The sequence below is a fragment of the Faecalibacterium sp. I2-3-92 genome (assembly GCF_023347315.1).
Classification (GTDB): Bacteria; Bacillota; Clostridia; order Oscillospirales; family Ruminococcaceae; genus Faecalibacterium; species Faecalibacterium duncaniae.
The window spans coordinates 2,641,042-2,667,211 of record NZ_CP094470.1 but is presented as its reverse complement, the minus strand read 5'-3'; the positions used below and the strand labels follow the sequence as shown (position 1 = coordinate 2,667,211).

Genomic DNA, 26,170 nt, shown 5'->3' with positions numbered 1-26,170 from the left:
TGAAAATTTCCTGCCCCTTTGGGACAGCTTCTTGTTGGGGCGTGCCTGCCCCAAACCCTGCTAGGTGATTTCATTCTTGGTGGTTGCTATATTGCTTATATGCCTTTTCAAATCCTGATTTGTTATATATGATAAATTTATAACATTCTCCATCTTTCATGGAAATTGCTGCAACAGGAACGACCATCTGACTCCATGAAAGCTCCCTTATCTCGTTCATGGGCAATACAAGGTTGCGATACAGTGGACTGACTGTGAGCTTTTGAGTTGAATATGTAATGCTCTGTTCATCAATGTACAAACCACCGCCAATGATTCCATTACGGCATAAGCTACACACAAAAGTTTTTCCCATAATATTACCGCCTCCTATTAGTTGATGGTTGGTTAAGTTGAGTATATCATATTGATTTCCAGAAGAACACCCCTATATAGGAGATTTTAGCCGTTTTACTGCGTACGTGCGTACGAGAGATTGGTACGCACGTACGCAGCGATTTGCCCGAAGCGCACCCTATATAGCCGTTTCCCCCTCGGAGAGCCCACTACACTTTGCAGACCACAGGGATGAAAGTGTCATAGTGGGTTATTACACTTCCGCAGAAGTGCCTTCTCCTCGCCGCAGACAGCCGGGTGTGCCTTTTGTGAGAGCTTTCTGTGCGGCGAATCTACATCGCCCACAGGCGATGTAAGCAGGGATTCCAAAGGGGCGCAGCACCCTTGGCACACGACTTTGGTACAAAGTCTAGTGTGTTACACCTTTCCAGAGGTGTATACGTTCCTGAAATGCAAAAAGCCCCATACCCAACACCTTAACGGTGCGGACATGGGACTTGATGCTTCCTCGGCCTAGCCGGGTACTCCGTAACCAATCCTGACAGGCAGTTGCCGTGTCATTTTTCGAAAACTGTTTTACGGATACCCAGCAGTCGGGAACCACCCCTTTTTTGGTATCATACGGAACTGCGGTGAAAGTTCAGCGCAGATTTGCCTTCTGGATCAGGCTGCGGATGTGGTGGGCCAGCATCTCGATGGCGGGGCCGTTTTCGCCGCCGTTGGGGATGATGATATCGGCATTGCGCTTGCTGGGCTCCACAAAAGCCTCGTGCATGGGCTTGACGGTGGCGCGGTACTGGGCGATGACGCTGTCCAGCGAGCGGCCCCGCTCCTTGACATCCCGCAGGATGCGGCGGAGGATCCGCTCGTCCGCGTCGGTGTCCACGTAGATCTTGTAATCGAACAGGCTGCACAGCTCCGGCTCAGCCAGGGGCAGAATGCCCTCCACGATGAGGACGGGGGCGGGCTCGATGTGCTGCACCTCGCTGCTGCGGTTGTGGTTGGCGTAATCGTACACGGGGCAGTCGATGGCGCGGCCCGCCTTCAGCTCCTTCAGGTGCTGGATGAGCAGGTCGTTGTCGAACGCGTCCGGGTGGTCATAATTCAGCTTGCAGCGCTCTGCAAAGGGCAGTTCATCGTGGCGCTTGTAGTAGCTGTCGTGGGAGATCAGACGCACCTCGTCCTCCCCGAACCGCTCCTTGAGCCGGTAAGCCAGCGTGGTCTTGCCGCTGCCCGAGCCGCCTGCGATGCCGATGATCAGATTGTTCATGTCCCAAAATCCTCCTGCCTGCCGATTCCGGTAGAAAAACCGGTCAGAATAAGCTATAATAGGTATATTGTTGGGGAACACCCCTGTTTCTCACTGCTTATGATATCACAAAACCACTGTTTTTGACAGAGTAAGAGGAAAATTGATGAAAAAGATCGTTCCGGCCCCGTATATTGACCAGACCGCCCGCTGGGTGAACGGCTGCGAGAGCATCAGCAGCGTGATGCTGCTGCAGGCTGTGGGCATCCCCATTGACCCGGACGTGTTCATTGAGCGCGACCTGCCCCACGCCCCCTACTGGGAACAGGAGGGCAGGCTCTACGGGCCTGACCCGATGTTCGTTTACCCCGGTGACCCCCACGACCACACCGGGTACGGCTGCTATGCCCCCTGCATCGTGCAGGCCTTGCAGAGCGCGCTGGCGCACGAGGGCGCGGCGGACCGGTTCGAGGTGCTGGACGTGAGCGGCGAGACCGCGGCACAGCTGTGCCGGTTCATTGACGAGGGAATGCCGGTGGTGTTCTGGGCAACGCTGGATTTTACCCCGGTGCCCGAGGAGCGGGATCACTGGCTGCTGGCCGATGGCACCGACTTTGCCTGGAAGTGCCACGAGCACTGCCTGCTGCTGGTGGGCTACGATGAGGAAAACTACTGGTTCAATGACCCGTGGCATGACCACGGGGTCTGCGCCCAGCCCAAGGAGCTGGTGGAGCGCTGCCACGCGGCACAGGACTCCTATGCGGTGACCCTGCGGCGGAAATAAGAAAGGCGGAATATGAAAACAGAGAAACTGAAACAGAACGTCAAGGGCTATGTTCATCAGTTTGAGGACGGCGGCCTGCGACTGCTGAGAAAGGGGCAGAAGGGTGTGATCCACGCCATCTTCAGCCGCTTTGGCCTGGTGCTGATCCTCCTGCTGCTGCAGGTGGGGCTGTTGTTCAGCATCTTCCGGTGGTTCGGCAACCTGTGGCCCCATTACTTCGGCGGCAGCGTGGTCGTTACATCGGCCATGGTCATCTACCTGCTCAACAGCAAGATGGACAACAGCGCCAAGATCACCTGGATGGTGGTGGTTGCCATTGCGCCGGTGGTGGGCATTCCGATGTTCTTCTATGTCAAGAGCAATTTCGGGCACAACATCCTGCGCAAGCGGCTGCTGGAGCTGGAGGACCAGCTGCGCGGCTGGCTGCCGCAGAGCCAAAAGGCCGTGGAGCAGCTGAAAGCGCTTGAACCCGGTGCGGCCTCGCTGGCAAAGTACCTGTACGGGCGGGGCGGCGGCTTTCCGGTGTACCAGAACACCGCCATGACCTATTTTCCCGGCGGCGAGGCAAAGTTTGAGGAACTGCTGCGCCAGCTGGAAACGGCAGAAGAATATATCTTTGTGGAGTATTTCATCATCGACGAGGGCCTGATGTGGGGCAAGATCCTGGAGGTGCTGGCCCGCAAGGCGCTGCAGGGCGTGGATGTCCGGGTGATGTACGACGGCACCTGTGAGTTCTCCACCCTGCCCCGCAATTACCCCCGGCTGCTGGAGAAGCTGAACATCCAGTGCAAGGTGTTCAGCCCGGTGCAGCCATTCGTCTCTACCCATTACAATTACCGCGACCACCGGAAAATTCTTGTCATTGACGGGCGGGTCGGTTTTACCGGCGGCGTGAATCTTGCCGATGAGTACATCAACCACATCCAGAAGCATGGCCGCTGGAAGGATGCCGCCGTGATGCTGGAGGGCGAGGCGGTCCGTTCGCTGACGGCTCAGTTTCTGCAGATGTGGGGCATCCTGAAGGAGCCGGAATATGAGCAGTTCCTGACCCGGCCCATTCCGGTGCCGGAAAATGCAAAGGGCGTGGCGGCTCCCTACGGGGACTGCCCGCTGGACGGCGAGCGGGTGGGCGAGATGGTCTATATCGACCTGCTCAACCGGGCCAGGGATTACATCCACATTATGACCCCCTACCTTATTCTGGACGGCGAACTGGAGACCGCCCTGAAATTTGCCGCTGAACGGGGCGTGGATGTCCACCTCATCCTGCCCGGAAAGCCGGACAAGCGGTTCCCCTACGCACTGGCAAAGAGCCACTATTCGGCCCTGCTGGATTCGGGTGTGAAGATCAGCGAGTGGAGCCCCGGCTTTGTCCATGCCAAGGTATTCGTGGTGGACGGCAGGGAAGCGGTGGTGGGCACCATCAATCTGGACTACCGCAGCCTGTACCATCACTTTGAAGATGCCGTCTGGATGGTGGATGCTCCCTGTATCCGGGACATTGAACAGGATTTCCAGCACACGCTGGAGCAGTGCCGCACGGTGGAAAATACCTCGGCCAGCATCTGGCAGAAGCATTATCTGCTCCGTGCCACCGGAATGCTGCTCAAGGTCATTGCACCGCTGCTGTAACAGCTGAATTACAGAACAACAGCCCCCTCAGGCTATTATGACCCGAGGGGGCTGTTGTTTTGTATGATCCTTATCTGGGGTAGCACAGCGCCAGCTTGGAATAAAAATCTTCCAGTGCAAAACGGACATCCAGATCGTGATAGACACGGATGGTTTTGCGGTCAGAAGCTTCAGCATAGGTCAGGCTGGGCAGGAGCACAGGGGCCGGGCGGAGTGTCCAGTGCCCCCGGAATCCATTCTCCAGCAGGACAGCGGCGGTAGTGTTGTCGCCCAAAGTCCAATTGCCCCCGGTGCGCAGAGGAAAGCGGGGATCGTATTCGGAGGGGTACTCGTCCATCAGCTGCTGAAATAGATAGGCTCCCACTTCGCCGCAGGGCCGTACCCGAAGCGCCAATTCGGAAAGGGATACCTCGAATTTGGCGTAGACATCCTGTGGGATCTGCCAGACCGTGACAGCGCTGTCCAACAGGACACGGCAGGCGATGGGGTCTTGCTGAACATTGAATTCCGGTCGTCCGGCGGGATAGGGGCCGCCGCCGTTCCAGAGCACCGTCATGCGGGACGCGATCTCCGGGGCACGGTTCAGGGCGGCGGCAATGTTTGTCATAGCGCCCTGGGCAGCAATGTACAGGGGAGCCGGGTCATCCCGCAGAGCCTCCTGGATCAGAAACTCGACGGCTTCACAGTCGGGAGCATCCTCCGGGGAGGCGAGAGGGGCAGTACAACCATGAAGAACAGGAACATCGTCGATGTGTGCGGCGTTCAGCAGGCGGCATATCTCCTGGTAACTGCGTTCCATGCTGTGGGGCGGCAGACCCCTTTGGGTGGTTTTGACCTCGAAATGGGTGGCACAGATACCACGCACATCAAATTGCGGAGTGAGCAGATGGTGCAGGATGGCAAAGTCATCATCGCCTTCGTTTTTTGCATCGGTGTCAATGATGACCCGCACCCGGCAGGCCTCCGGCGGTGCAAATCTCAGCCGCGCAAGAAGTTCAGAGCGTTCCATGTGGTGTTACCTCAATTCAGTTTTGCCAGAGCTTCGTTCAGTGCGGCCAGCTTTTCTTCATCGAACATTTTGTTGCTGTAGAATTGCAGGTCGTTCACCGAAATGCCCCGGGAGCCGGGCTCCTGCTGCACATATTGGGCCAGCTCCGGCAGCAGCTGCTGGATCAGAGCAGCGGACTGAGGAGTGTCCAGCAGGGTGCCGATCTTCATATCAAGACAGAATTCCTTGACTTCCTCCGGGGCGGGCACCAGCACGTCGTGGTTGAAAATGTGGTTCAGGAAGCCGAGTGCCATGCCCTGCCACACTGCGGATTCCGGGTTTTCCGGGTTTTGGGGATTGGCGATGTGGCGGCTGCCGGTGGAGAAGCCGTGGTCGCCGTAAGCAAAGATATGCATCTCATAGGGGATCTTCCGCTCTGCCAACAGGGTGGCAAACTGCAGGGACTGTGTGGCGGGCACCAGATGGTCGCCCTGAGTGGCAAAAAGGAAGGCAGGGGGAGTCTGGTCATCCACCTGCTGCAGCAGGTCCGGCAGCTCCATGCCCAACGCCTTGCCCGGGACGCTGAACACAGCGTAGCCCAGCAGCATGGCCGCGGGACGGACCCGGCCCATGGTGCCCACCGAGGCGGCAAGATGCCCGCCGGCAGAGAAGCCTACCACGGCGATCTGCTCCGGGTCGATGTGCAGGTCGCCTGCGTTCCGGTGCAGGTAGTCCATGGCCTCCTGCGCCTCAGCAAAGGCATTGGTATAGACCTCCTCCACCGGACAGTTCTGGGAGACGCTGTACCGCAGCACAAAGGCGTTGTAGCCTGCATTCAGGAAGGCCAGCGCTACAGGATCGGCTTCCCGGTCTGAGCAGAAGGCATAGGCTCCACCCGGAAAGATCAGGATCGCAGGGCAGCGATCCAGAGCAGGCATTTCGGTGCAGGGATCCTGCAGGTAGCAGGTCAGCTGGGCATTGTGGGCCCCCATGGGGATCTGAGTGATTTTCATAGTTGGCTCCTTTTTCCTGTAGTAAAACGGGCCTTCGTACAGATAACCCCGAAAAGCAGGGGGATCCCTGTGCGAAAGCCCAAAATCGACTTTGTTACTCTGATATCAATATAGCAGATAGCAGAAACACTGTCAAGAAGATTTACTGGTATTCCTTTTCCATCGAGAAGCCCCGGCCGCTGACTTCAGTCACGCGGCTGACGATAAGGAAACAGGCGGGGTCGATGGAATGGACCAGCTTCTCCAGCCGGGGCAGCTCCCGGTTGGAGATGACGCTGAGCAGCACCTCGCTGGGCTCGCCGGTGTAGCCGCCCTCACCGTGGAGCACGGTCACACCACGGTCAATCTCAGCCAGAATGGCGGTGCGGATCTCATCCGACCGGGTGCTGATGATCTTGACCTCGGTGCGGCTGTCGCCCAGCATCAGCATCTTGTCCATGACGATGGTGTGGGTGATGACCAGCACGATGCCGTAGAGCACCTGCTCCGGCTGGCTGAACGCCGCCTGCACCAGCAAGATGGCGATATCAAAGAGCATCATGGTGATGGACACCGGCCAGCGGAACCATTTCTGCAGCACCAGCGGGGGGATATCCATGCCGCCTGTGGAAGCGCCCGCCCGGATGACCATGCCCAGCGCAACGCCGATGCCCAGACCCGAGAAGATGGTGCAGAGGAAGATATCCTCAGTCAGCACCCGGCCGTCCAGCAGCCGCTCAAACAGCTCCAGAAAGGCGGGGCTCAGCACGCTGCTGGCAAGGGTGTTCAGCGCGAACTTCTTGCCCAGCACCGCCCAGCCCCACACCAGCATGGACATGTTGAAGAGGAAGAGGAAACCGGAGACGGAGAGCCCCGTCAGCCGCCCGAAGGCCAGCGCGATGCCGGTGGCACCGCCCGTGATGAGACCTGCGGGTTCCAGAAACAGGGCCACCGCCAGCGAATACAGTGCGTTGCCCAGGATGATAGCCAGACTGTTCAGCAAAAGCTGCTGCCAGCGACGAGTAGATTTCATAGCAGTACCTCCCATACTATCCTTATAATACAGGAAAACTTCAAGAAAATCCACCCGATGCTGTTGCTTCCCATCAGAACAGCGGGATTGATGTGGCTGCCAAGGGCTCCCCCTTTGGGGGAGCTGGCGCGAAGCGCCTGAGAGGGCGAGGCCGTTACTCCTCGTCCAGCAGCCGCAGACCTGCCGTATCGGTCACGGGCAGGGAGAATACGATGGCTCCCGCCTTGGGGCCTGCCCCCTGCATGATGGCCTGCATGATCTGGTTTTTCAGGGTGGTGCGGGACACGATGAGCACCAGCTCCTTCTCGTTGACCAGCTCCACCCCCATAAAGTGGGCGGCACCCTCCATGCCGGTGCCCTTTGCATGGATGACGGTGCCGCCGCCGGCTCCGGCGGCGCGGGCCGCGTCCATGATGGAGCCGGTGTGGCCCTGATTGGCAATGACGAGCAGCAGCTCATAGCGGGTATCCTTCAAGGTGCTTTCCTCCTTCAGTGCAAAGGTCTGGTGTTCGGTCAGGAATTGCAGCGCCCGTTTGCCGCCGATGCTGCTGACCGGGATGATGAACGCGATGCCGGTGCCCGGCACATCGATGCGCATTTTGCGGCGCAGATCTTTTTGCAGACCGGGCCAGGTCTCGGCGGTGATCATGGCAAAGAGCACGGCCTTTTCGGTCTGCTCCAGCCCCAGGGTGGAAAGGGTCTCCCGCACCGCCGTGCCTGCACCCACCGTGCGCAGGCTGACCGTGATGCCGTGCTCCTCGTAAAGGGCCAGAAAGGCATCGGTGGAGTGGCGGTCGGTGATGGTGACGAGCCAGTATAAAGTATTCACAGCAGGACCTCCTTACAGCTCGATGATGGCATCATCCGGCAGGTCGGCAAAGGCCAGCGCGGCGGTGGACACAGGCTGTGCCTGCCGGGCTCTGCGCTGCTTGAGCTGGGCCATCAGACCCATGAGCTGCACCGTGATGAGGGGGGTCATGGCGACCATGGCCACCACGCCGAAGGCATCGGTGACGATATTGCCGCCCACAGCTACACAGGCACCCTGTGCCAGCGGCAGCAGGAAGGTGGCCGTCATGGGGCCGGAAGCAACGCCGCCTGCGTCAAAGGCGATGGCGGTGTAGAGCTTGGGCACCACGAAGGAGATGCCGATGGCAAAGGCGTAGCCCGGGATGAGGAACCACAGGATGGAGATGCCGGTGAGCACCCGCACCATGGCAAGACCCACCGAGAGGGAAACGCCTGCCGAGAGGGCTGCGCCCATGGTGCTGGCGGAGATGGCACCGTCGGTCACTTCCTCGACCTGCTTGTTCAGCACATAGACGGCGGGCTCGGCCTTGACGATGAAGTAGCCGATGAGCATCCCGATGGGCACCAGCAGCCAGCGGAAGCTCTGGCCTGCCAGCACCTGACCCAGATAATTACCGGCAGGCATAAAGCCGATGTTTGCGCCTGCGAGGAATAGCACAAGACCGATATAAGTATAGGCAAGGCCCACGCCGATGCGGCCCAGCGTCCGCCGGTCGAGCTTGAGGGCAGCCAGCTGGAACACGCCGAACATGGCGATGATGGGCAACAGGGAGGTGGCAATCTCCTTGATGTAGGTGGGCAGGCCCTCGTGGAAGAGCTGCCACAGCTCCACGGAATCGCTGACGTTGGGCAGGATGGGCGGAACGTAGGTGCTGTCGCTGGCCTGGAACGCAATGCCCAGAATGAGCACCGCCAGAATGGGGCCGATGGAGCAGAGCGCCACCAGACCAAAGCTGTCGTCCGCGGCATGGCGGTCGGAACGGATGGCGGCCACGCCGACACCCAGCGCCATGATAAAGGGAACGGTGATGGGACCGGTGGTCACGCCGCCGGAATCAAAGGCCACGGAAAGAAATTCCTTTGGCACAAAGGCGGCCAGCACAAAGATGAGCCCGTAGAACACCACCAGCAGCTTGGGCAGGGCAATGCCCAGCAGCATACGCAGGAAGGCGACCACGAGAAACAGCCCCACGCCTGCCGCCACCGAGAGGATGAGGGTCATGTTGGGGATGGAGGGCACCTGATTGGCCAATACCTGTAAGTCGGGCTCCGAGATGGTGATGAGAAAGCCCAGCAGAAAGCCGACACCGATGATGAGCGGCACGCTCCGGCTTTTGGTGAGCATTGCGCCCACCCGCTCGCCCATGGGGCTCATGCTCATCTCCGCGCCCAGCGTAAAGAACATGATGCCCACAATGATCATAGCCGCGCCCAGCAGGAAGCAGAGCAGGATGCTGGGGGAGACGGGAGCAATGGAGAAGCAGAGCACCAGCACGATGGCCACGATGGGCAGCACCGCCTGAAGCGCTTCCAATAATTTTTCCCGCAGTTTGGGGATGGATGCCTTGAGAATAATGTCCACCGACCTTTCGAGAAAATATTTCCGCAGTGTACAAAACACAGGCGGATATATGAATAGTATACTGGAAAACGGAAAATGGGGTCAACTAAGAAACGGCAAAGATGGATAAATGGGCGCAAAATTTACAAATTGGAAATCAAATGAAAACCGATGAGAAATAAAACGCCCGGCGGGACAGACCAGCCGGGCGGGAAAAGCATTATTTGACTTCCTGTTTGCCCAGAACGTCTGAGGTGGGGGTCTGGAAGGTGGGGATGTCGGCGTAGGGATCGGGGGTCGTATCTGCAGGCAGGCTCTTCATGTACTTGTCCATGGATTCGGCCACCTGCTTGGCAATGGCCACGGCCTCGACCACGGTACGGGCACCCATAACGGCATCGCCGCCGGCAAACACGCCCTCGCGGGTGGTGCTGCCGTCCTCGCTGACGGTCAGCAGGCCCTTCTGGTTGGTCTCGATGCCGGTGGTGGTCTTGACGAGGTTGCTCTCCGAGCCCTGGCTCACCGAGACGATGACACCGGTGTGGGGGTAGAAGGTCTCGCTGCCCTCCACCTGCACGAACTTGCCCTCTTCGTTCTTGACCGTGTCGCGGCAGATCAGGCCGTTTTCCCGGATCTCCACCGGGGCCTTGCAGAAGCGGAAGCCCACGCCCTCGAGCTTGGCATAGCTGACCTCGTACGCAGAGGCGCTGATGCAGCTCTCGTCCCGGCGGGCATAGCAGGTGACATGGCGGGCACCGTTGCGGATGGCGGTGCGGGCGCAGTCCATGGCCGAGTTGCCCACGCCGATCACGGCGATGTCGTCCCCCAGCCGGAAGGCCTTGGAGTTGGCCAGATAGTCGATGCCGAAGGCCACGTTGCCCAGGGTCTCACCCTTGATGTGCATGGCGTTGGCCTTCCACAGACCGGCACCGATGAACACGCTCTTGTAGCCGTCGCGGAACAGGTCGTCGATGGTGATGGTCTTGCCGATGGTGGTGTTGGGCCGGACATGGATGCCCTTGAGCTCAAGGTGGCGGTACTGGAAATCGTCCAGCACGCTGTCGGGCAGGCGGTAGTTGGGGATGCCGTACCGCATCACGCCGCCGATCTTATCCCGGGCATCAAAAATGGTGATATCGTAGCCCCAGCGCGCCAGCAGCACGGCAATGGTCAGGCCGGCAGGGCCTGCACCCACCACGGCGGCCTTCATGCCGTTCTTGGGGGCGGGGCCCTTGGTCATCTTGTTGGCATAGGTGGTGGAGATATAGTCCTCGATGATGGAAAAGTGGACAGGATCGTGGCTGGGCATCCGGTTGCGGATGCAGTGGCCCTCACACTGGTTCTCGTGGTTGCAGACCAGAGAGCAGACCGTGGTCAGGGGGTTGTTCTCAAACAGCATCCGGCCTGCGGCATCCAGCTCGTTTGCCTTGAGCAGACGGATGACCTCGGGGATGTTGGTGTGGATGGGACAGCCCTGCTGGCACATCGGCTTTTTGCAGCCGAGGCAGCGGTTGGCTTCGTCCAGAACATGTAATGCCATGGAGTTCCTCCTCTTGTCCCACAGGCTGGGGACGCTTCGTTGTATCCAATACTATCATTATGATACACCGAACCACTGCCGGGATACAAGTGTGGAAATGTAAAAATTTCAGGAGAAAATTTTGCTATTTCGTCAAAAAGATAATTTTTTGACGAAGTGCGCTCCCCATCGGCTCCGGCTTTTTACGACACAGCGCGCCAAAATCACAGGCCCGCAGCTGAGCGTCCACCACCGCCCGGCAGGGGGTGTTCTGCTCGGCCAGCCGCGCAAGGGAGTGGGATACCGGCAGTGCGGCAGCCTTCAAGAGGGGAAGGGCATCCTTCTGCGCCCCCAGCAGGTGGAGATAGGGCGGCAGGGCGGGGAAGGCATCGGCAGAATAGTCCAGAGCGGCATCCATGGCCAGGCGGCGCATCCGTGCCCGTGGATAGCGCACGGTGGTCAGGCTGTCCAGCAGCTCCGCATGGGTGGTGCTGGAACGCACGGCGGCTTCCAGCCGGTGCTCCAGACCTTCCGAAATGCCCCGCACCTGGGCAAACGGCGCGATTCCTGCGCACCGGCTGCGCAGAAGCGCCAGCTGACAGCGCTGGGCGGCCGCAAGATCGGTGTACTGCCCGGCGGCATAGGCTTCCCGGTAGAGCGGCAGGACTTCCGCCGGAACATAGGGAGCAGCGGCATCCGCTCCGCCGTTCTGCCAGAGCGTGCGCAGGGCGCTGGCACTGGCAAACTGCCCCCCTGTTTCGGTCAGGGCCTGCCCATGACCGGCACCCTGCCGGGGCAGGGGGATCGGAACCAGCGCAGCCCCCAGCTCCAGGATGGCCTTGCAGTATTCCACGGCCAGATTGTTGTTGGGCTTGTCCAGCAGGGCGGCAAGGCCGGTGCCCGGGCAGACTGCTTCCACTGCTGCCTGCCGGGCTGCCGCAAAGCTGCGGGCCCCGGCAGCAAGCCGGGCCTTGAGGGCAGTGCGGTATTCCGCGCCGGAGAGCACCCGGGCGGCCTCCATCAGAAGCGCCGCATCCGGGGTTTCGGCTCCGAACACCAGAGCGTCGCACCCGGCGGCGGCCAGCAGCTGCACCCCGGCCCGGGCAAAGCATTCCGCCCCGGAACAGGCATAAGGGGCGGGCAGGGCGAACACGAGGTCGGCCCCGCAGGTCAGCGCGGCCTGCACCCGCACGCTTTCGGGCAGCAGGGGCAGCGCGCCCCGCTGGGTCAGCCCGCAGCTCATGGCCACCGCCACCCGCTGAGCACCCAATGCCTTTGCCTGCTGCAGCTGCCAGGCGTGGCCGTTGTGGAAGGGATCGTATTCGGCAATGATCCCGGCGAGCTTGTACATTGTGAAATTTATATCGTTCATACAGAAATAACCTGTGTCTCTTTCCATTTGTGGGCAGGGTGTACAAAAAAGCATGGATACTTTGTGGAACCCTTTGCCCGGTTGCGGCTTGAAAACCCTTGGAACCTATTATATAATATTTCTAGGAATCTGTAAAATTCTGTCCGCATCTGCGAACCGAAAAGAATATGGAGGCACAAGAAGATGAAAGTTCTGGTTATTAACTGCGGCTCTTCTTCCCTGAAGTATCAGCTGATCGATATGAACGGCGAGAAGGTGCTGTGCAAGGGCCTGTGCGAGCGCATTGGCATGGAAAGCAGCATGATCACCCACGAGGCCAACGGCCACAAGGCCACCACCCCGGCGATCTTCCCCACCCACACCGAGGCTTTTGCTGAGGTCGTGAAGAAGATGACCACCGGCGAGGGCAAGTGCATCGACGATGTCAGCGAGATCAACGCCATCGGCCACCGCGTTGTCCACGGCGGCGAGAAGTTCAAGGCCAGCTGCCTGATCACCGATGAAGTCATCAATACCCTCCGGGAGCTGAGCCCCCTGGCCCCCCTGCACAACCCCGCAGGCATTCTGGGCATTGAGGCTGCACGCAAAGTGTTCGGCAACATCCCCATGGTCGCTGTGTTCGATACCGCTTTCCACAGCACCATGCCCCCGAAGGCTTATATGTACGCCATCCCCTACGAGTACTATGAGAAGTACGGTGTCCGCCGTTACGGCTTCCACGGCACCAGCCACAAGTATGTTGCACACAAGGCTGCTGAGTATCTGGAGGAGCCCATTGAGCGCCTGAAGCTGATCACCTGCCACCTGGGCAACGGTTCTTCCATTGCCGCTGTGGACCAGGGCAAGGTCGTGGATACCTCCATGGGCATGACCCCGCTGGCCGGCCTGATGATGGGCACCCGCTGCGGCGACCTGGACCCCTCTGTGGTCAACTACCTGAAGTACACCCTGAACATCACCGGCCACGAGCTGGACGAGATCCTGAACAAGAAGTCCGGCCTGCTTGGCATCTCCGGTGTCTCCAGCGACAAGCGCGATGTGGAGGAGGCAGCCGCTGCAGGCAACAAGCGCGCACAGCTGGCTTCTGACATGCTGAACTACCAGATCAAGAAGACCATCGGCAGCTACATTGCCGCCATGGGCGGCGTGGATGCCATCGTCTTTACCGGCGGCATCGGCGAGCATGATGCTGCTGCCCGTGCAAAGATCTGCCACCACATGGATTGGCTGGGTATCCGCATCGATACCGACAAGAACAAGCACATCCAGGGTGATGTCTGTGAGATCACTGCCTGGGGCGCAAAGGTCCGCACGCTGGTCATTGCTACCGATGAGGAGCTGATGATCGCCCGCGACACCAAGGAAGTTGTCGAGAAGTAAGCCGTTTGTATTTTACGCGGTTTTTACAATGCAATAAAAAAGGGGAACGCGCTTCTGACTGGGGGCGCGTTCCCTTTTGCTGTTTTCCGGGGCGCAAACCCTGTCTAATTGGGCCGAATGCACAAAAATGAAGCCGAAGGTTTGTTTTTTGGTTGACAAATCAAAAAAAGAACGGTACAATAGAGAAGTCCTCAACCAGAGGATGTTCTATCATTCAAGCCCCTGGTAGCTTACGATCAGCGCGATGGTCCCTAAAAACCAAAGGTATGGTTACAATCCTTCCGCGGGCAAGAACTAAACAAAGAGGAGATACTACTATGTTCGAAGACAAGACTTTAGTTTGCAAAGACTGCGGCAAGGAGTTTGTTTGGACTGCTGGTGAGCAGGAGTTCTACGCATCTCGCGGCTTTGAGAACCAGCCCCAGCGCTGCAAGCCCTGCCGTGACGCTCGCAAGAACGGCGGCGCACGCAGCAACAGCGGTGAGCGCCAGATGTTCGATGCTGTCTGCGCAGCTTGCGGCAAGGCTTGCAAGGTTCCCTTCCAGCCCCGTGAGGACCGTCCGGTCTACTGCTCCGACTGCTTCGCTCGCATGAAGCAGAACTAAGCGCTGATTTTAAAATCTGAAGCTTGGCCCCCGCTGTCGCAAGATGGCGGGGGCTTTTTGTGTGGAAAGAGGACGCAAAACCTCTCCGTCATTGCTTCGCAATGCCACCTCCCCTAACGAGGGGAGGCCTTGGCATTCCACGCAAAGTTTCCGGTTTCGCCAGAGGCTCCCCTACCAGGGGAGCTGGCGAGCGTAAGCTCGACTGAGAGGTTGTACAAAGATGAGGCTTAAAATTTGTAAGAAGTCTTGCAAAAATACCTAGTAATAGGGTATAGTATATACGAATGGTCTGTTTGACCACGAAAACACCCACAACAGAAAGGAATCCCATCATGTTTGATATTTTTAATATGCTCAAGAAGAACGAGGAGAACAAGACGATGCAGGTGACCCGCGAGACCATCATTGGCGATATTCTGGATATGGATCAGACCACCGCTCCCTATTTTATGGAGATCGGTATGCACTGCCTGGGCTGCCCCGCTTCCCGCGGCGAGACCATTGCCGAGGCCTGTGAGGTCCACGGTGTGGACTGCGACGAGCTGCTGGAGAAGCTGAACGCCCATCTGGCTTCCAAGAAGGCCTGAGTGCTCCCCACACTGGATGCGCGTCTGACCGCCGCCGCCGAGCTGGTGCTGCCGGGCAAGCCGGTGGCTGACATCGGCTGTGACCACGGCAAGCTGACAGCGGTGCTGGCGGCCTCGGGGAAATACCCCCGGGTCATCGGGGCCGATCTGCGCCCCGGCCCGCTGGCAAAGGCAGAACAGACGCTGGAACATGCAGGATGCAAAGACCGCGTTGAGCTTCGGCTCGGCGACGGTCTTTCTGTGTTGTCTGCGGGCGAGGTGGGAACCATTGTGCTGGCGGGCGTTTCGGCACAGACCACCTGGGAGATCATCGAACAGGCCCCGTGGGTGTCGCAGGTCGGCGGGCCCCGGCTGGTGATGGTGCCGGCCACCCGCCACAGCGAGCTGCGCCGCTGGCTGTGGGAACACGGCTTTGCGCTGGCGGCAGACCGCCCCGTGCAGGCGGCGGGCCGCTGGTACGCCGTGATGGCTGCCGAGTACACCGGCGAGGTGCGTACCCCCACCTTTACCGAGTGCCTGTTCGGCAGAACGGCCGAATGGCCCGAGGGTGCAGGATATGCCGCCTGGCAGAAAGCCAAGCTCCCCCGTTTCCGGCTGGGCGTGCCAGATGGGACGGAGCTGGCAGAGGAGATCGATAAATTGTTAGATGGCTCGCCCTCTCAGACTCGCTGACGCTCGCCAGCTCCCCCAAAGGGGGAGCCCTTGGCAAAACCGGAAACTTTGTGGGGATTGTCAAAACCTCGCCCTTCGGGAGAGGTGGCATTGCGCAGCAATGACGGAGAGGGTGAGGCTGCTGAAATCGGAGGTACAGCTTTATGGCTACAACCAATGATATTTACGCTGAGATGCAGCGCTATGCGCCGCTGGAACTGGCAGAGAGCTGGGATAACCCCGGCCTGCTGGTGGACTGCGGCCGTGAGGTGTCCCGGGTGCTGGTAACGCTGGACATCACCCCCGAGGTGGTGGAGGAAGCTGCGGCCGGGGGCTGTGAGCTCATCGTGTCCCACCACCCGGTCATCTTCAGCCCGCTGAAAAAGCTGACCCCCCGGGATGTATCCTTCCAGCTGGTGCAAAAGGGCATCTCTGCCATCTGTATGCACACCAATCTGGATGCCGCCGAGGGCGGCGTGAACGAGGTGCTGGCGGGCATCTTCGGGATGCGGGACTGGGAAGTGTTTGCCGATGGCTGCGGCCGGGTGGGCGAGGTTGAGCCCATCACGGTGCCGGAGCTGGCCCGCAAGGCGCAGGCTGTGCTGGGCGGGCGGTGCAACCGGCCCCGGAGCGGCCCCGCGGTGCAGGTCAAGTTTGCAGATACCGGCAGGACCGTAAGGCGGCTGGCGGTCATCAGCGGCGCGGGCGGCAGTATGTTCGAGGATGCCCTTGCCGTGGGGGCGGACTGTCTGCTGACCGGCGAGGCCAACCACCACGCGGCCATAGATGCCGTGCGTCTGGGGCTGTCGCTGGTGGTGGCGGGGCACTACGCCACCGAATTCCCGGTGTGTGCCGCCATCGCTGACCGTTTGCGCGCTGCGTTCCCGGAGCTGGAGGTGCGGGTGAGCGGAGAGAACAGAGATCCGTTTACTTATATATAATAAGGAATTAAACCTCTCAGGCGCTTTGCGCCAGCATACGGGTTGCGGCTCCCAGCATCCACTTCGTGCAAAGGATTGCACTCGTGTCCTGCTGGCCGCGGCCCCAACAACTCCTCCCTTCATCCGCCACTGGCGGCGGTCGTCGTCGTTGCCTAGTAGGGGAGCCCTTGGCAAAACCGGAGCGTTTTGCGTAAACGAATAAGAGATTCTATCAGAGAAACAGGTGATTATAAGATGGCACTTGATGCCGCGACGCTGGCGCTGACGGCTGGGGAGCTGAAACAGACCCTGACCGATGCGAAGATCGCAAAAATATTTGAACCCACCCGCGATGAACTGGTGCTGACCCTGCGCACCCGCACCGAGACCTATGCGCTGCTGCTCTCGGCACGCAGCGGCTCGGCCCGGGTCTGCCTGACCGAGGAGAGCTTCGAGAACCCCGAGACACCGCCCTCCTTCTGTATGCTGATGCGCAAGCATCTGACCGGCGGCAGGCTGCTGGATGTGCGGATGGAGCCGGGTGACCGCATCGTGTACTTTACCTTCCAGTGCACCAACGAGATGGGTGACCTGGTGCAGAACATCCTCTGCGCCGAGCTGATGGGCCGCTACTCCAATCTGGTGCTGGTGCAGAACGGCAAGATCATCGATGCCCTCAAGCGGGTGGATTTTGAGGACAGCGATGTCCGGCAGCTGCTGCCGGGCCTGCCCTATACCATTCCGCCCAAACCGGCCCGCCCCGACTTTTTACAGGTGAGCGCCGCGTCTATCGTGGCGGCAGCCTGTGAGCGGGATCTGCCTGTGGCCGATGCCCTGAACAAGACCGTGGCCGGTGTCGGCCCGGTGGTCTGCCGGGAAGCCGCCTGGCGCGCCTTTGACGGGGAACACCTGCTGGCCAACGAGCTGGACGGTGCGCAGAAGCGGAAGCTGATGGCCGCCATCGACGAGCTGAAGGAGCTCCACCACAACGGCGGCTGTCCCTGCAGCGTGACAGCACCGGACGGCAAGCCGGTGGAGTTCACCTTCTTCCGGCCTCTGCAGTACGGCGATACCTATATTATAAAAGAGTGGCCGTCCTTCAACGCCCTGCTCGAGGGCTACTATGCCGAGAAGGACCGCGCTGAGCGCCTGCGCACCAAGAGCAAGGAACTGCACAAGGCCGTGCACAACATGTACGAGCGTGCGGTCCGCAAGCAGGCCGCCCGGCAGGAGGAGCTGGCCGCCAGCGGCAAGAGCGAGAAGCTGCGGCTCTACGGGGAGCTGCTCTCGGCCAACCTCTATTTGGCCCAGAAGGGAATGAAGAGCATCACCGTGCCCAACTGGTACGATGAGGGCAAGGAAGTGACCATCCCGCTGGACCTGCGGTTCAGCCCCAGCCAGAACGCCCAGAACTTCTTCAAGAACTACAAGAAGAAGCAGACCGCCGCCCGGATGCTGGTAGACCTGCTGGCAGAGGGGGAAAAGGAGATCGCTTATCTGGAAACGGTGCTCTACGAAGTGGAGACCGCCGCCGGTGAGGCGGCACTGAACGAGATCCGGGCCGAGCTCAAGAGTCAGGGCTACTTGAAATACTACAAGCAGCGCGATAAGCGCCAGAAGCCTGCCGACTTCCTGCGCTTTACCTCCAGCGACGGCTTTGAGATTCTTGTGGGCCGCAACAACGCCCAGAACGACAAGCTGACCCTCCACACCGCCCGGGGCAAGGACCTCTGGTTCCACGTCCAGAAGGCTCCCGGCAGCCATGTGGTCGTGATGAGCCGGGGCGAGGATATCCCGGACACCACCCGGCAGGAGGCCGCCGAGCTGGCCGTGATCTATTCCAGCGCCTACAAGGCCGGGACCGGTGCTAAGGTGTCGGTAGACACCACCGAGGTGAAGAACATCTGGAAAGCCAACGGTGCAAAGCCCGGCATGGTTCTGTATGAGGTGTACACCACCGTCTACATCACGCCCCGGGATGGGCTGGAAGAACAGCTCAAACAAAAAAAGTAAAGAATGACCCTCTCCGTCAAAGCCTGCGGGCCCTGACGGAGAGGGTCTTTTTGTATAAAGCGCCCCATTCCGGTGCATCCTGAGAGGCAGGGGAGTTTTCCACGCGAAAACGTGGAACGCGGTATGCAAAATGCACAAAAAATGCGCCAAAAGACCGTGCAGAGAAAATAAAAAAGAAAAATACGATTTTTTTGAAAAAACACTTGCCAAATGCACGCAGATGTGATAAAATGTTTCTCGGCTGCAAAGGGCTTGTGCGATACAAGTCGTGCAGGCCAGCGATATGCGTAGATGCGGGAGGTTGTCATCCGGCAATAGCCGTGATGGGTTATTTCCGCGGAGTATGTCCGATCTTAGAACCGGGCGAAAAAATTACTGACAGCGATGGAATACGTTCCCTCGGCGGGGCAACCTGCGAAACGGGCGGAACCAATGTTCGGATTTGATTTGCTAATATATCTCCGGGAGAACTGCCAAGCGGTTCACCGGTTTTTCTAGTGCCAAATCGAGGAACACCCGGAACTGTGTAGAGCAATTTATCGGCTCGCCTAGGGCAAAATCAATTTTTTCAGGAGGCGTAAGCAATGGCAGTCAAAGAGAAAATCAGAATCCGTCTGCAGAGCTATGATGCTCAGCTGATCGATGCCGCAGCAGAGAAGATCGTGGAGACCGCAAAGCACACTGGTGCCCGCGTGTCCGGCCCCATCCCCCTGCCCACCGATCGTGAGATCGTTACCGTTCTGCGCGCTACCCACAAGTACAAGGATAGCCGCGAGCAGTTCGAGAGCCGCACTCATAAGCGTCTGATCGACATTCTGAAGCCGTCCAACAAGACGGTCGAGGCTCTGATGAGCCTCCAGCTCCCCGCTGGCGTGGACATCGAGATCAAGCTGTAACAGCTGATCCAAGCGATGCTCCTCGTTTCCCGAGGGGTCATGTTGGCGGTGACGTGCGCCGCCAACCAATAACCTTTACAGGAGGAAAAGAAAATGGTTAAAGGCATTATCGGCAAGAAAGTCGGTATGACCCAGCTGTTCGATGAGAGCGGCAAGGTTATTCCCGTAACTGTCATCGAGGCTGGTCCCTGCACCGTGGTGCAGAAGAAGACCGTCGAGAGCGATGGTTACCAGGCTGTCCAGCTGGGCTTCGGCGAGGTTTCCGCCAAGAAGGTCAACAAGGCAGCTGCAGGTCACTTCAAGAAGGCAAACGTTGCCCCCAAGAAGACCCTGCGCGAGTTCCGTCTGGAAGATGTTTCCGCAATGAACGTTGGCGACGTGCTGAAGGCTGATGTCTTCGCAGCAGGCGACAAGGTTGACGTTGCAGGCGTTTCCAAGGGCAAGGGCTACCAGGGCGTTATCAAGCGCTTTGGCCAGCACCGTCTGCGTGAGAGCCACGGCACCGGCCCTGTTGCTCGTCATGCAGGTTCTATGGGCGCTATTTCCAACCCCTCTCGTGTGTTCCCCGGCAAGCGCCTGCCCGGTCACATGGGCTTTGTGCGGGTCACCGTGCAGAACCTGACCGTTGTCAAGGTTGACACCGAGAACAATCTGATCGCTGTCAAGGGTGCGGTTCCCGGCTCCAAGGGCACCATCGTCACTCTGGCCAACAGCGTGAAGGCGTAAGGAGGAAAGCTACAATGGCAAAGTTTAATGTAGTCGATATGAACGGTCAGCACGTTAGCGAGATCGAGCTTTCCGACGCCGTGTTCGGTATCACCCCGAACGAGAAGGCTGTCCACATTGCTGTGGTGAACTTCCTGGCCAACCAGCGTCAGGGCACCCAGAACACCAAGATCCGCATGGAAGTTTCCGGCGGCGGCAAGAAGCCCTGGCGTCAGAAGGGCACCGGCCACGCTCGTCAGGGCTCCATCCGTGCTCCCCAGTGGACTCACGGCGGCGTTGCTCTGGGCCCCAAGCCCCGCAGCTACAACTACCACATCAACAACAAGGTCAAGCGCCTGGCTCTGCTGAGCGTTCTGTCTGACAAGGCTGCCAATGGCAACATGGTCGTTGTTGATAAGTTCACCTGCGACGAGTACAAGACCAAGGCTGTGGTTGCAATGCTGAACGCTGTTGGCGCTGGCAAGAAGAACCTGCTGGTCAACGAGACCGTCGATGCAAAGTTCGTCAAGAGCGCTGGCAACATTGCTGGTGTCAAGACCACCTTTGCAGGCAGCGTGAACACCTACGATGTGCTGAACGCCGACAAGCTGATCATCAGCGTCGACGCAGCTAAGAAGCTCGAGGAGGTGCTTGGCTAATGAAAACCGCACATGATATCATCCTGAAGCCGGTCATTACCGAGAACTCCATGGCTGGCATCGCTGATAAGAAGTACACCTTCAAGGTTGCTACTGATGCCACCAAGGTCGAGATCGCTCAGGCTGTCGAGACCCTGTTCCCCGGCGCTAAGGTCGCTAAGGTCAACACTATTTCCGTGCGTGGCCGCTTCCGCCGCCAGGGCATGCATGCTGGTTACACTGCCGCTTCCAAGAAGGCAATCGTGACCCTGACCAAGGACTCCAAGGAAATCGAGTTCTTCAACAGCATGGTCTAAACCGAACCCGCCGAGGGTTCCTCTATGGGGATATGACCCCGATAATAATTCATAAGATAAACAAAGGAGAATAGCACAATGGCTATCAAGAAGTATGGCCCCACTACTCCGGGCCGCCGCGGCATGACCGTCACGGATTACAGCGTCCTGAGCAAGGTCGCTCCCGAGCGCAGCCTGCTGGAGCCCATGAAGAAGCACAGCGGCCGCAACAACACCGGTCGTATCACCGTCCGCCACCAGGGCGGCGGCAACCGCACCAAGTATCGTGTCATCGACTTCAAGCGTCAGAAGACCGATATCCCCGCTACCGTCAAGACTCTCGAGTATGATCCGAACCGCAGCGCATTCATCGCTCTGGTCGAGTACACCGATGGCGTTAAGAGCTACATCATTGCTCCCGATGGCCTGAAGGTGGGCGATGTGGTCATCAGCAGCAAGTCTGCCGACATCAAGCCCGGCAACTGCCTGCCCTTCGAGAACATCCCCGTTGGTACCATCATCCACAACATCGAGCTGTATCCCGGCCGCGGCGCTCAGCTGGTTCGTTCCGCTGGCAACATGGCTCAGCTGATGGCTAAGGAGAATGGCTACGCTCTGGTTCGTCTGCCCTCCGGTGAGATGCGCAACGTGGCCGTGAACTGCACCGCAGTTGTGGGCCAGGTTTCCAACATCGACCACGAGAACGTCAACCTGGGCAAGGCCGGCCGTAAGCGCCACATGGGCGTTCGTCCCGGCAGCCGTGGTACCGTTATGAACCCCTGCGACCACCCCCACGGCGGTGGCGAGGGCCGCGCACCTGTTGGTCACTCCGGTCCTATGACTCCCTGGGGCAAGCCCGCTCTGGGTCTCAAGACTCGCAAGCATCATAAGCGCTCCGATAAGCTCATCGTGAAGCGTGCAGGTAAGTAAGAGAGGAGTTTAAGACAATGGGTAGAAGCATTAAAAAAGGACCTTTCGTCCAGGCTGCTCTTCTGAAGCACGTTGAAGCAATGAACGCTTCCGGCAAGAAGCAGGTCATCAAGACCTGGAGCCGCGCCTCCACGATCTTCCCCGAATTCGTTGGTCACACCTTTGCCGTTCACGACGGCCGCAAGCATGTGCCTGTGTATGTGACTGAGGACATGGTTGGCCACAAGCTGGGTGAGTTCGTTCCCACCCGTACCTTCAAGGGCCACACCGGTAATTCTAAATAATAGAGGGAGGAACACAACATGGAAGCTCGGGCAATTCTTCGTTATGCCCGCATTAGTCCCCGTAAGGTGTCTATCGTTATGGACCTGATCCGTAACAAGCCCCTGGACGAAGCGCTGGCAATCCTGCAGTACACCCCGAAGGCCGCTTGTGAGCCCCTTCTGAAGCTGGTGAAGTCTGCAGCCGCTAATGCGGAAAACAACTTCAATATGGACAAGAACAATCTGTACGTTGCTGAGTGCTACGTGTGCCCCGGCCCCACGCTGAAGCGCATGATGCCTCGTGCACAGGGCCGCGGCTACCGCATCCTGAAGCGCACCAGCCACATGACCGTTGTTCTGAAAGAGAAAGAGTAAGGAGGGAAAACAATGGGCCAGAAAGTAAATCCGCACGGCATTCGTGTCGGCGTTATTAAAGACTGGGACAGCCGCTGGTTTGCCTCCAAGAAGGATTTCAGCGATAACCTCGTCGAGGATCACAAGATCCGCACTGAGCTGAAGGCTCAGCTGAAGGACGCTGGTGTCCCCAAGATCGAGATCGAGCGTACTGTGGATCCTTCCACTTCCGCTCCTCGCGTGACTGTTAACATCTACTGCGCTAAGCCGGGCATGGTCATCGGCAAGGGCGGTGAGGAGCGCGTTGCTCTGCAGAACAAGCTGACCAAGGAGTATGGCAAGACTGTGATCGTCAATGTCATCGAGGTCAAGAGCGCTTCCACCAACGCACAGCTGGTTGCTGAGGACATCGCTCGTCAGCTGGAGAACCGTGTGACCTTCCGCCGTGCCATGAAGCAGTGCATGCGCAATGCTATGAGCCCCCGCGATCGTTCCACCGTTCCCGCTAAGGGCATCAAGGCTATGTGCTCCGGCCGTCTGGGCGGCGCTGATATCGCTCGTACTGAGAGCTATCACGAGGGCACCATCCCCCTGCAGACCCTGCGTGCCGACATCGACTACGGCTTTGCTGAGGCTGCTACCACCTACGGCCGCATCGGCGTTAAGGTGTGGGTCTACAAGGGCGAGGTCCTGAAGAGCGCTAAGACCGCTCAGAAGAAGGAAGGAGGCAACAAGTAATGTTACTGCCTAAGCGTGTTAAGTACCGCCGCGTTCAGCGCGGCCGCATGACCGGCAAGGCTACCCGCGGCAACGTGGTGTGCCAGGGCCAGTACGGCCTTGTTGCTCTGGAGCCGGCATGGATCTCTTCCACCCAGATCGAGGCTGCTCGTGTTGCCATGACTCGTTACATCAAGCGTGGCGGCAAGGTGTGGATCAAGATCTTCCCCGATAAGCCCGTTACTGAGAAGCCCGCTGAGACCCGCATGGGTTCCGGTAAAGGCTCTCCCGAGTACTGGGTCGCTGTCGTTAAGCCCGGCCGCGTTCTGTTCGAGCTGGCAGATGTCGATGAGGCAACTGCTCGCGAGGCTCTGCGCCTGGCTATGCACAAGCTGCCCATCAAGTGCAAATTTGCAGTCCGTGAGGACTCCGTGAAGGAGGATGGCACCAATGAAGGCTAATGAACTCCGCGAAATGCAGACCGCAGAGCTGACCAGCAAGCTGGTCGACCTGAAGGCTGAGCTGTTTAACCTGCGCTTCCAGCATGCCATCAACCAGCTGGAGAACCCCGGCCGCATCGACGCAGTCAAGAAGGACATCGCCCGCGTGATGACCGTTCTGGCTGAGAAGCAGTAAGGAGGTTAAACGATGGAAGAACGTAATCTGAGAAAGACCCGCGTCGGCGTTGTCGTGTCCGACAAGATGGATAAGACCATCGTGGTTGCCGTTAAGGATAGCGTGCAGCACCCCCTGTACAAGAAGATCCTGAAGCGTACCGTGAAGTTCAAGGCTCGTGACGAGCAGAACGAGTGCGGTATCGGTGACCGTGTTGAGATCATGGAGTGCCGCCCCCTGAGCAAGGATGTGCGCTGGCGCCTGGTCCGTATCGTTGAGAAGGCAAAGTAATCTTTGCCCGCTGCTTTGAACAGTTTGAAAGGAGATATCTGAAATGGTTCAGATGCAAACTTATCTCAAAGTTGCCGACAACACCGGTGCCAAGGAGCTGATGTGCTTCCGTGTGCTGGGCGGCACCCGCAAGAGATACGCAAACATTGGTGACGTCGTGGTCTGCTCTGTCAAGAAGGCAGCCCCCGGCGGCTCCGTTAAGAAGGGCGACGTCGTCAAGGCTGTCATCGTGCGCAGCAAGCATGGCGTGCGCCGCGACGACGGTTCCTACATCCGTTTTGATGAGAACGCCGCCGTTATCGTTATGGCCGACAAGAACCCCAAGGGTACCCGTATCTTTGGACCTGTTGCTCGCGAGCTGCGTGATGCCGGCTACACCAAGATCCTGAGCCTGGCTCCGGAATCGCTGTAAGGAGGTTTTAAAAATGAATAATCTTCATGTTAAAACCGGCGACAACGTTATGATCATCAGCGGCAAGGACAAGGGCCACACTGGTAAGGTCCTGCAGGTCAGCCCCTCTGAGAACAAGGTCATCGTTGAGGGCCAGAACATGGTTACCAAGCACGTCAAGCCTCGTCGTCAGGGCGAGCAGGGCGGCATCGTGAAGGCTGAGGGTGCTATGTACGCATCCAAGGTCATGCCCATCTGCCCCAAGTGCGGTAAGGCCGTGCGCGTGGGCCACGTCGAGAAGGACGGTAAGATGGTCCGCGTCTGCAAGAAGTGCGGCGCTGAGCTGTAAGGAAAGGAGTAAGGAACAATGGCTCGTTTGAAAGAACAGTATGTCAATGAAATTGCTCCTGCTCTGAACTCTAAGTTCGGTTACAAGAGCGTTATGCAGATCCCCAAGCTGGACAAGGTCGTCATCAACGTTGCCTGCGGCGAAGCCAAGGACAACGAGAAGATCCTGGAAGCTGTTATGAAGGATCTGGGCCAGATCACTGGCCAGAAGGCAGTCGTCTGCCGTGCCAAGAAGAGCGTTGCTAACTTCAAGCTGCGCCAGGGCACTCCCATCGGCTGCAAGGTCACCCTGCGTGGTGAGCGTATGTACGAGTTTGTCGATCGTTTCTTCAACGTCGCTCTGCCCCGTGTCCGCGACTTCCGCGGCATCAACGGCAACGGCTTTGACGGCCGCGGCAACTTTGCATGCGGCATCAAGGAGCAGATCATCTTCCCCGAGATCGACTTTGATAAGGTCGATGCAGTCCGCGGCATGGATGTCTGCTTTGTTACCACCGCTAAGACCGACGAAGAGGGCAAGGAGCTGCTGAAGGCTCTGGGCGCTCCGTTCGCTACCGAGAATAACTAAGGAGGAGATTGGTACAATGGCTAAACTGTCTATGAAGCTGAAGCAGTCTCGTCCTGCTAAGTTCTCTACCCGTGCATACACCCGCTGCCGCATCTGCGGCCGCCCCCACTCCGTGCTGCGCAAGTACGGCGTGTGCCGTGTGTGCTTCCGTGAGCTGGCCTACAAGGGCGAGATCCCGGGCGTGAAGAAGGCTTCCTGGTAATCAAGCCAGAGGGCTGGATAGAATGTCGGATATCCGCCCCGGGGCAAGCATGTTTCGGGGCGGTATCATTATAAAACAAATGAGAGCTAATCTAAGGAGGTTAGTGGCACATGCAGATTACTGATCCTATCGCGGACCTGCTGACTCGCATCCGCAACGCTAGCACTGCCAAACACCCTTCTGTGGAGATCCCCGCTTCCAACATGAAGAAGGCTATCTGCCAGATTCTGGTTGACGAGGGCTACATCAAGGGCATGCAGGTGAAGAACGACACCGTTCAGGGCACCATCGTTGTCACCCTGAAGTACCAGGCTAACGGCGAGCCCGTTATCTCTGGCCTGCGCCGCGTGTCCAAGCCCGGCCTGCGCATCTACACCAACTGCGAGGATATGCCGAAGGTCATGAAGGGCCTGGGCACCGCAATCATTTCCACCTCTAAGGGCATCATGACCGATAAGGCTGCTCGTGCTGCGCACGTTGGCGGCGAGGTCCTGGCCTTTGTGTGGTAAGAAAGGGGTAAAAGA

The 26,170-nt window shown here is 58.7% G+C and carries 33 protein-coding genes; 24 read left to right on the top strand and 9 right to left on the bottom strand.

Going from position 1 to position 26,170, the window contains the following annotated elements:
* Positions 1-70: 70 nt before the first annotated feature.
* Both MTP42_RS13000 and udk read right to left on the bottom strand, forming a co-directional pair.
* Positions 71-355, bottom strand: coding sequence for a hypothetical protein (locus MTP42_RS13000; RefSeq protein ID WP_015538118.1), 285 nt, complete (start codon positions 353-355; stop codon positions 71-73).
* A 621-nt stretch (positions 356-976) separates the two neighbouring features.
* Complete coding sequence (udk, locus tag MTP42_RS12995) at positions 977-1,606, bottom strand: uridine kinase (RefSeq protein ID WP_005934518.1); 630 nt, start codon at positions 1,604-1,606, stop codon at positions 977-979.
* Between the two features lie 145 nt (positions 1,607-1,751).
* Between udk and MTP42_RS12990 the strand changes: the two genes are divergently transcribed.
* On the top strand, positions 1,752-2,369 hold the full coding sequence (locus tag MTP42_RS12990; protein WP_117505818.1) for a C39 family peptidase: 618 nt from the start codon (positions 1,752-1,754) through the stop codon (positions 2,367-2,369).
* A 12-nt stretch (positions 2,370-2,381) separates the two neighbouring features.
* Positions 2,382-4,001 (top strand): phospholipase D-like domain-containing protein, encoded by a 1,620-nt coding sequence (locus MTP42_RS12985; protein ID WP_249257489.1) that lies wholly within the window; start codon positions 2,382-2,384, stop codon positions 3,999-4,001.
* A gap of 70 nt (positions 4,002-4,071) precedes the next feature.
* Here MTP42_RS12985 and MTP42_RS12980 read toward each other — a convergent pair whose 3' ends face one another.
* From MTP42_RS12980 to MTP42_RS12950, 7 genes are all read right to left on the bottom strand, one after another.
* Positions 4,072-5,010: a nucleoside hydrolase gene (locus tag MTP42_RS12980; protein ID WP_227622254.1), complete on the bottom strand. Its 939-nt coding sequence runs from the start codon at positions 5,008-5,010 to the stop codon at positions 4,072-4,074.
* 11 nt (positions 5,011-5,021) lie between these two features.
* Entirely contained in the window at positions 5,022-6,002 is a 981-nt protein-coding gene (locus MTP42_RS12975; RefSeq protein ID WP_249257488.1) for an alpha/beta hydrolase, read from the bottom strand.
* 142 nt (positions 6,003-6,144) lie between these two features.
* Positions 6,145-7,014, bottom strand: a complete 870-nt coding sequence (locus MTP42_RS12970; protein ID WP_197036550.1) for a YitT family protein — start codon at positions 7,012-7,014, stop codon at positions 6,145-6,147.
* Positions 7,015-7,168: 154 nt separating this feature from the next.
* Entirely contained in the window at positions 7,169-7,843 is a 675-nt protein-coding gene (locus tag MTP42_RS12965) for a P-II family nitrogen regulator (protein WP_098924237.1), read from the bottom strand.
* A 12-nt stretch (positions 7,844-7,855) separates the two neighbouring features.
* A complete protein-coding gene (locus MTP42_RS12960; protein ID WP_156067089.1) occupies positions 7,856-9,406 on the bottom strand; it encodes a DUF1538 domain-containing protein in 1,551 nt (516 codons plus the stop codon).
* A gap of 199 nt (positions 9,407-9,605) precedes the next feature.
* Positions 9,606-10,925: an NAD(P)-dependent oxidoreductase gene (locus MTP42_RS12955; protein ID WP_097771309.1), complete on the bottom strand. Its 1,320-nt coding sequence runs from the start codon at positions 10,923-10,925 to the stop codon at positions 9,606-9,608.
* Positions 10,926-11,049: 124 nt separating this feature from the next.
* A complete protein-coding gene (locus MTP42_RS12950) occupies positions 11,050-12,276 on the bottom strand; it encodes a nucleotidyltransferase family protein (protein WP_249257487.1) in 1,227 nt (408 codons plus the stop codon).
* Positions 12,277-12,459: 183 nt separating this feature from the next.
* Between MTP42_RS12950 and MTP42_RS12945 the strand changes: the two genes are divergently transcribed.
* The 22 genes from MTP42_RS12945 (at position 12,460) to rpsH (ending at position 26,155) form a co-directional block, all read left to right on the top strand.
* Complete coding sequence (locus MTP42_RS12945) at positions 12,460-13,656, top strand: acetate/propionate family kinase (RefSeq protein WP_249257486.1); 1,197 nt, start codon at positions 12,460-12,462, stop codon at positions 13,654-13,656.
* Between the two features lie 317 nt (positions 13,657-13,973).
* On the top strand, positions 13,974-14,261 hold the full coding sequence (locus tag MTP42_RS12940) for a zinc-ribbon domain containing protein (RefSeq protein ID WP_005921120.1): 288 nt from the start codon (positions 13,974-13,976) through the stop codon (positions 14,259-14,261).
* 332 nt (positions 14,262-14,593) lie between these two features.
* Positions 14,594-14,848: a DUF1858 domain-containing protein gene (locus MTP42_RS12935; RefSeq protein ID WP_005934504.1), complete on the top strand. Its 255-nt coding sequence runs from the start codon at positions 14,594-14,596 to the stop codon at positions 14,846-14,848.
* The gene (locus MTP42_RS12930) at positions 14,849-15,520 is read left to right on the top strand and encodes a class I SAM-dependent methyltransferase (RefSeq protein WP_097773246.1); all 672 of its coding nucleotides are present in this window, start codon (positions 14,849-14,851) and stop codon (positions 15,518-15,520) included. It abuts the gene before it with no gap.
* A 143-nt stretch (positions 15,521-15,663) separates the two neighbouring features.
* On the top strand, positions 15,664-16,440 hold the full coding sequence (locus MTP42_RS12925; protein WP_249257485.1) for a Nif3-like dinuclear metal center hexameric protein: 777 nt from the start codon (positions 15,664-15,666) through the stop codon (positions 16,438-16,440).
* Positions 16,441-16,674: 234 nt separating this feature from the next.
* The gene (locus MTP42_RS12920) at positions 16,675-18,432 is read left to right on the top strand and encodes an Rqc2 family fibronectin-binding protein (RefSeq protein WP_249257484.1); all 1,758 of its coding nucleotides are present in this window, start codon (positions 16,675-16,677) and stop codon (positions 18,430-18,432) included.
* A 584-nt stretch (positions 18,433-19,016) separates the two neighbouring features.
* Entirely contained in the window at positions 19,017-19,328 is a 312-nt protein-coding gene (rpsJ, locus tag MTP42_RS12915) for a 30S ribosomal protein S10 (protein WP_005934923.1), read from the top strand.
* Positions 19,329-19,421: 93 nt separating this feature from the next.
* The gene (rplC, locus tag MTP42_RS12910) at positions 19,422-20,054 is read left to right on the top strand and encodes a 50S ribosomal protein L3 (RefSeq protein ID WP_005934921.1); all 633 of its coding nucleotides are present in this window, start codon (positions 19,422-19,424) and stop codon (positions 20,052-20,054) included.
* A gap of 14 nt (positions 20,055-20,068) precedes the next feature.
* Positions 20,069-20,692: a 50S ribosomal protein L4 gene (gene rplD / locus MTP42_RS12905; protein ID WP_005934920.1), complete on the top strand. Its 624-nt coding sequence runs from the start codon at positions 20,069-20,071 to the stop codon at positions 20,690-20,692.
* Entirely contained in the window at positions 20,692-20,988 is a 297-nt protein-coding gene (gene rplW, locus MTP42_RS12900; protein ID WP_005934919.1) for a 50S ribosomal protein L23, read from the top strand. Before rplD ends, rplW begins: the two co-directional genes overlap by 1 nt.
* Before the next feature lie 78 nt (positions 20,989-21,066).
* Positions 21,067-21,897, top strand: coding sequence for a 50S ribosomal protein L2 (gene rplB / locus MTP42_RS12895; protein WP_005934917.1), 831 nt, complete (start codon positions 21,067-21,069; stop codon positions 21,895-21,897).
* Between the two features lie 17 nt (positions 21,898-21,914).
* On the top strand, positions 21,915-22,181 hold the full coding sequence (gene rpsS, locus MTP42_RS12890; protein WP_005934915.1) for a 30S ribosomal protein S19: 267 nt from the start codon (positions 21,915-21,917) through the stop codon (positions 22,179-22,181).
* 18 nt (positions 22,182-22,199) lie between these two features.
* Positions 22,200-22,535, top strand: coding sequence for a 50S ribosomal protein L22 (gene rplV / locus MTP42_RS12885; protein WP_005921882.1), 336 nt, complete (start codon positions 22,200-22,202; stop codon positions 22,533-22,535).
* 12 nt (positions 22,536-22,547) lie between these two features.
* Positions 22,548-23,252 carry a 30S ribosomal protein S3 gene (gene rpsC, locus MTP42_RS12880; protein WP_005934914.1) on the top strand — a complete coding sequence of 235 codons (705 nt, stop codon included), beginning with the start codon at positions 22,548-22,550 and terminating at the stop codon, positions 23,250-23,252.
* Positions 23,252-23,692 carry a 50S ribosomal protein L16 gene (gene rplP, locus MTP42_RS12875; protein ID WP_005934913.1) on the top strand — a complete coding sequence of 147 codons (441 nt, stop codon included), beginning with the start codon at positions 23,252-23,254 and terminating at the stop codon, positions 23,690-23,692. Before rpsC ends, rplP begins: the two co-directional genes overlap by 1 nt.
* On the top strand, positions 23,682-23,867 hold the full coding sequence (gene rpmC, locus MTP42_RS12870; protein WP_005934912.1) for a 50S ribosomal protein L29: 186 nt from the start codon (positions 23,682-23,684) through the stop codon (positions 23,865-23,867). Before rplP ends, rpmC begins: the two co-directional genes overlap by 11 nt.
* A 12-nt stretch (positions 23,868-23,879) precedes the next feature.
* Positions 23,880-24,137: a 30S ribosomal protein S17 gene (gene rpsQ, locus MTP42_RS12865; RefSeq protein WP_005921877.1), complete on the top strand. Its 258-nt coding sequence runs from the start codon at positions 23,880-23,882 to the stop codon at positions 24,135-24,137.
* Positions 24,138-24,180: 43 nt separating this feature from the next.
* On the top strand, positions 24,181-24,549 hold the full coding sequence (gene rplN, locus MTP42_RS12860; RefSeq protein ID WP_005921875.1) for a 50S ribosomal protein L14: 369 nt from the start codon (positions 24,181-24,183) through the stop codon (positions 24,547-24,549).
* Positions 24,550-24,562: 13 nt separating this feature from the next.
* Positions 24,563-24,877: a 50S ribosomal protein L24 gene (rplX, locus tag MTP42_RS12855; RefSeq protein WP_005934911.1), complete on the top strand. Its 315-nt coding sequence runs from the start codon at positions 24,563-24,565 to the stop codon at positions 24,875-24,877.
* Positions 24,878-24,895: 18 nt separating this feature from the next.
* The gene (rplE, locus tag MTP42_RS12850) at positions 24,896-25,444 is read left to right on the top strand and encodes a 50S ribosomal protein L5 (RefSeq protein WP_005934909.1); all 549 of its coding nucleotides are present in this window, start codon (positions 24,896-24,898) and stop codon (positions 25,442-25,444) included.
* 16 nt (positions 25,445-25,460) lie between these two features.
* Positions 25,461-25,646 (top strand): type Z 30S ribosomal protein S14, encoded by a 186-nt coding sequence (locus MTP42_RS12845; protein ID WP_005921866.1) that lies wholly within the window; start codon positions 25,461-25,463, stop codon positions 25,644-25,646.
* Between the two features lie 110 nt (positions 25,647-25,756).
* Complete coding sequence (gene rpsH / locus MTP42_RS12840) at positions 25,757-26,155, top strand: 30S ribosomal protein S8 (protein WP_097773249.1); 399 nt, start codon at positions 25,757-25,759, stop codon at positions 26,153-26,155.
* Positions 26,156-26,170: the final 15 nt, after the last annotated feature.